General features: G+C 67.8%; 3 protein-coding genes. 2 read left to right on the top strand and 1 reads right to left on the bottom strand.

Annotated elements, in window-relative coordinates:
* A partial coding sequence (locus OXF11_07605; protein ID MCY4486966.1) for an ABC transporter substrate-binding protein occupies window positions 1–769 on the top strand: 769 nt, incomplete at its 5' end.
* A gap of 109 nt (window positions 770–878) precedes the next feature.
* Window positions 879–2492 carry an iron ABC transporter permease gene (locus tag OXF11_07600; protein ID MCY4486965.1) on the top strand — a complete coding sequence of 538 codons (1614 nt, stop codon included), beginning with the start codon at window positions 879–881 and terminating at the stop codon, window positions 2490–2492.
* A 49-nt stretch (window positions 2493–2541) separates the two neighbouring features.
* On the opposite strand, the gene OXF11_07595 is transcribed toward OXF11_07600, so the two are convergent.
* The gene (locus OXF11_07595; protein ID MCY4486964.1) at window positions 2542–3477 is read right to left on the bottom strand and encodes an ABC transporter ATP-binding protein; all 936 of its coding nucleotides are present in this window, start codon (window positions 3475–3477) and stop codon (window positions 2542–2544) included.
* Between the last annotated feature and the right edge of the window lie 106 nt (window positions 3478–3583).

Genomic DNA, 3583 nt, shown 5'->3' with positions numbered 1-3583 from the left:
GTTCGCGGCCGGGAGCCCGCGGCCGGACGTCTTGCTGATCGCCGACACGGTCACCATGGAAGGACTGAAGCGCGAGGGCCGCCTGATGGCCCATGCCGATGCCCCGGTGAGCGCCTACGAGCCGGCCCTCTACGACCAGGAGAAACACTACTTCTCCACCAAGCTCATCACCACGGGCATCGTCTACAACACAAAGGCCCCCATGAAGCCTTCGTCGTGGAAGGATCTCGTCGACGCCAAGGCCAAGGGTCTCGTGGCAATGCCGAGCCCGCTGACCTCCGGCGCGGCCCTGATCCATCTCGCCACGCTGACGGCCCATCCCGAACTGGGCTGGTCCTACTACGACAAGCTCGCGGCCAACGGTGTCAATCCCAAGGGTGGCAACGGGGGCACGTTCCGTGCGGTGGCCGGCGGCGAGAAGCTGTACGGCATGGTTGTCGACTTCCTGCCAATCAGGGAGAAGGCCAAGGGATCGCCGGTCAGCTTCGTCTTTCCGGAGGAAGGAGTGAGCGCGGTCACCGAGCCCGTTGCGATCCTGAGCACGGCGAAGAACCCCGAGGCGGCCAAGGCCTTCATCGACTTCCTGCTGTCGCGCAAGGGCCAGGAGCTTGCGGCGAGTCAGGGGTATCTCCCCGCCCACCCGGAAGTGTCGCCGCCGCAAGGCTTCCCCCAGCGCAGCGGGATCAAGCTGATGGACTTCGATGCCGGCAAGGCGCTCACCGAGGCCGACACCAACAAGAAGCGTTTCAGCGAGGTCTTCGGAAACTAGGGCGAGGGATTATCGCTTGACCCGACTGTGGGGACGGTTTCAACGGGGCGGCGAACACGTGGTGTTCGCCGCCCTTGTTTTGTTTGTCGGCGTGCTGAGCGTGTTGCCCATGGGGCGGCTTCTGCTGGAAGGCATCGCCCCGGGCGGCGTGTTCGATACCGCGGTCCTCGAAGAAGTCCTGTCGGCGCGTTCGACGTGGCGGACCACGGGGCGCACCCTTTTCACGGCCGGCCTGGGCACCATCGTCGCCACCGCTCTGGGCACGGCGTTTGCGCTGGCGGTGGCGCTCACCGACGTGCGCGCGAAAGGGGCTCTGGTCTTTTGCTTCATGTTGCCCTTGATGATCCCGCCCCAGATCACCGCGCTCAGTTGGATACAGCTCTTCGGTCCTTCGAGCCCGCTGCTCAACGCGCTCGGCCTCGCGCCGCCGCCGGGCACGCCGCACCCCATGTATTCGCGCGAGGGCATCGCCCTGCTTCTCGGGATCCAGCACTCCGCGTTGGTGTTCCTGGCCATGCGGGCCGGTTTGCGCGGCCTGCCACGAGAGATCGTCGAGGCCGCCCGCGCCTCCGGCGCCGGCATCGCCAGGGTGCTGCGCGATGTGGTCATTCCCGTGATGACGCCGGCGCTGGTGGCCGGCGCCGCGCTGGCGTTCGTGTCGGCGGTGGGCAACTTCGGCATTCCCGCCCTGCTCGGGATTCCGGCCCGCTACACGGTGCTCCCGACACTCATTTATCAGCGGTTGTCGAGCTTCGGACCCACCATCATCTCCGAGGTCGCGGTGTTGTCGATCATCGTGGGTCTGATCGCGTTTTCGGGCGTTCTGCTCCAGGGCTGGATGTTGCGGCGGCGCGACTACCGGACCATCGGACCGGCGTCCCAACCCCTCGGCTTCAGGCTGGGGAGTTGGCGGCCGTTCGTCGAGGCGGCGAGCTGGCTCGTGATCTTCTTCATTCTGGTGGCGCCCTTGACGGCGTTGATCTCGACCTCGCTGGTGCCCGCCTATGGCGTGACGCTCGCGCCCGGCACGGCGACCCTGGACAACTATGTCGAGGTGCTTGCGCGGCAGGACGCGACGATTCGTGCGTTTCGCAACAGTTTTTTCCTGGCGGGCGGGGCCGCCGTGACGCTGGTGGGCGTCTCGCTGGTATTGGCCTACTTCGTGACCCGGCGGCGCAGCCGCATCCTCGGCGCCCTGAACCTGGCGGCGGAGCTTCCCTACGCGCTTCCGGGGGTCGTCCTCGCCATCGCCGCCATTCTGATCTTCCTGAAGCCGCTGCCGCTGCTCGGCTTCAGCATCTACAACACGGTGTGGATCATTTTCGCGGCGTACCTGGCCCGTTTCCTGACGTTGAGTCTGAGACCGGTGATCAGCGGCTACCACCAACTCGACCCCACCCTCGAGGAAGCGGCGCAGATGGCGGGAGCCACCCTGATGTACCGGCTGGGCACGGTGATGATGCCGCTGCTTGCGCCGATTGCCGTGGCGGGGGGGATCGTCGTGTTCCTGACCGCGTTCAACGAACTGACCGTATCGGCCCTGCTGTGGTCGTCGGGCGCGGAGACGCTTGGTGTCATCGTCTTCAACCTGGACGACGGCGGCTACACGACGCTGGCGGCCGCGGTCGCGGTGGTCGCGGTGCTGGTCGTGCTGCTGCTGATGCTGGCGACGCAGGTGATCGCGCGGCGGCTGCCCCGCGGTGTCCTGCCATGGGAGGCGTAGGGGACGGTTCTACCTGAGAGGGTCGGCCTCGCGGTGGGGTGTCCGATCCTCAATCGGGTCGCGGGGCCGACGGGACGACCCATGCGTCATCGACCGCGATACGCAGTGTTTCGCCGATGGCCGGCGGCCGCCGCAGCCACAGCCGTACCGGTACCCTGGCCTCGTCGGCGGTTGCCTCGACGGCATAGATGCCGCCGCGATAGCTTGTGCGCCGGACGGTGGCGGCAAAGCCGTGACCGTTGTCGGGGCGCAGTGCCTCGGGTCGAAGACAGAGCCGCACCGGCCCCTGCGCGGCGCGGTCGCCGGCCCGTACGGTGCACTCATGGCCGAACACCCTGGCGCGGCCATGGCCTTCCGCCGGGGCATGCATCAGGGTGGCCTCGACGATGACCCCTTCGCCGATGAAGTTCCCCACCATCGGCGTCTCGGGTTCGTCGTAGAGTGTTTCGGGCGCCGCTGCCTGTTCGATGCGGCCGTCAGACATGACCGCGATGCGGTCGGCCATCGCCATTGCCTCGGCCTGGTCGTGGGTGATGTAGACGATGGTGGTACGGGTCTTGCGGTGCATGTCGACGAACTCGTCCTGCATCGAGGCCCGCAGATGGACGTCGAGATTTGCCAGGGGTTCGTCGAACAGGAGGATCCGCGGTTTCATGACCAGGCATCGCGCCAGCGCGACGCGCTGGCGCTGGCCCCCGGACAAATCCGCCGGACGGCGCGCCCCCAGGCTCTCCAACCCGACGGTGGTGAGAGCGTCGAGGACCGGCTCGCGGCGGTCCCGGGCATTGACGCCGGCGACACGCAACGGGTAGCCGACGTTGTCGGCTACGCTCATGTGCGGCCACAGCGCATAGGATTGGAAGACGATCCCCACCCGGCGCCGCTCCGGCGGGACATGGGCGCCAGCGCCCGACATCAATGTCTCGGCGAACAGAACGCGGCCCGACGAGGGCCGCTCAAAGCCCGCACGGGCGCTGCCCCGCAACCGCCGTCCCCCCCTTGCGTGCCCCCGGCGCCAGTCCCGGGCCCCCCGGGGAGCCGGTCCTCGACGCTCTCACCACCGTCGGGTTGGAGAGCCTGGGGGCGCGCCG

Source organism: Deltaproteobacteria bacterium, assembly GCA_026712905.1.
Lineage (GTDB): Bacteria > Desulfobacterota > Binatia > UBA9968 > JAJDTQ01 > JAJDTQ01.
This window is presented reverse-complemented; position numbering and strand designations above follow the sequence as displayed.